We start from the raw sequence: 1,114 nt of genomic DNA on the forward strand, positions 1-1,114 counted from the left end.
AAGGCTGAGACCTGATGCCGAGCCGATTGTGGTGAAGTGGATGATCCTATGCTGTCGAGAAAAGCCTCTAGCGAGTTTCATGGCGGCCCGTACCCCAAACCGACTCAGGTGGTCAGGTAGAGAATACCGAGGCGTTCGGGTGAACTATGGTTAAGGAACTCGGCAAAATGCCCCCGTAACTTCGGGAGAAGGGGGGCCATTCCTGGTGACGAGTCTTGCACTCCGAGCTGGGGGTGGCCGCAGAGACCAGCGAGAAGCGACTGTTTACTAAAAACACAGGTCCGTGCGAAGCCGTAAGGCGATGTATACGGACTGACGCCTGCCCGGTGCTGGAACGTTAAGGGGACCGGTTAGCTCTGATTCGTCGGGGCGAAGCTGAGAACTTAAGCGCCAGTAAACGGCGGTGGTAACTATAACCATCCTAAGGTAGCGAAATTCCTTGTCGGGTAAGTTCCGACCTGCACGAATGGCGTAACGACTTCTCGACTGTCTCAACCATAGGCCCGGTGAAATTGCATTACGAGTAAAGATGCTCGTTTCGCGCAGCAGGACGGAAAGACCCCGGGACCTTTACTATAGCTTGATATTGGTGTTCGGTTCGGCTTGTGTAGGATAGGTGGGAGACTTTGAAGCCTTGACGCCAGTCTTGGTGGAGTCGTCGTTGAAATACCACTCTGGTCGTGCTGGATGTCTAACCTGGGTCCGTGATCCGGATCAGGGACAGTGTCTGGTGGGTAGTTTAACTGGGGCGGTTGCCTCCTAAAGAGTAACGGAGGCGCCCAAAGGTTCCCTCAGCCTGGTTGGCAATCAGGTGTTGAGTGTAAGTGCACAAGGGAGCTTGACTGTGAGACTGACGGGTCGAGCAGGTACGAAAGTAGGGACTAGTGATCCGGCGGTGGCTTGTGGAAGCGCCGTCGCTCAACGGATAAAAGGTACCCCGGGGATAACAGGCTGATCTTCCCCAAGAGTCCATATCGACGGGATGGTTTGGCACCTCGATGTCGGCTCGTCGCATCCTGGGGCTGGAGTAGGTCCCAAGGGTTGGGCTGTTCGCCCATTAAAGCGGTACGCGAGCTGGGTTTAGAACGTCGTGAGACAGTTCGGTCCCTATCCG

The 1,114-nt window shown here is 55.5% G+C and carries 1 rRNA gene (running past one end of the window); it reads left to right on the top strand.

What is annotated here, in order from left to right:
• Positions 1-1,114 (top strand): 23S ribosomal RNA (locus tag ACFVVA_RS42045); its annotated part reaches 1,798 nt to the left of the window's first position; the annotation flags it as partial.

The organism is Kitasatospora sp. NPDC058048 (assembly GCF_042885555.1).
Classification (GTDB): domain Bacteria; phylum Actinomycetota; class Actinomycetes; order Streptomycetales; family Streptomycetaceae; genus Kitasatospora; species Kitasatospora lactacystinica.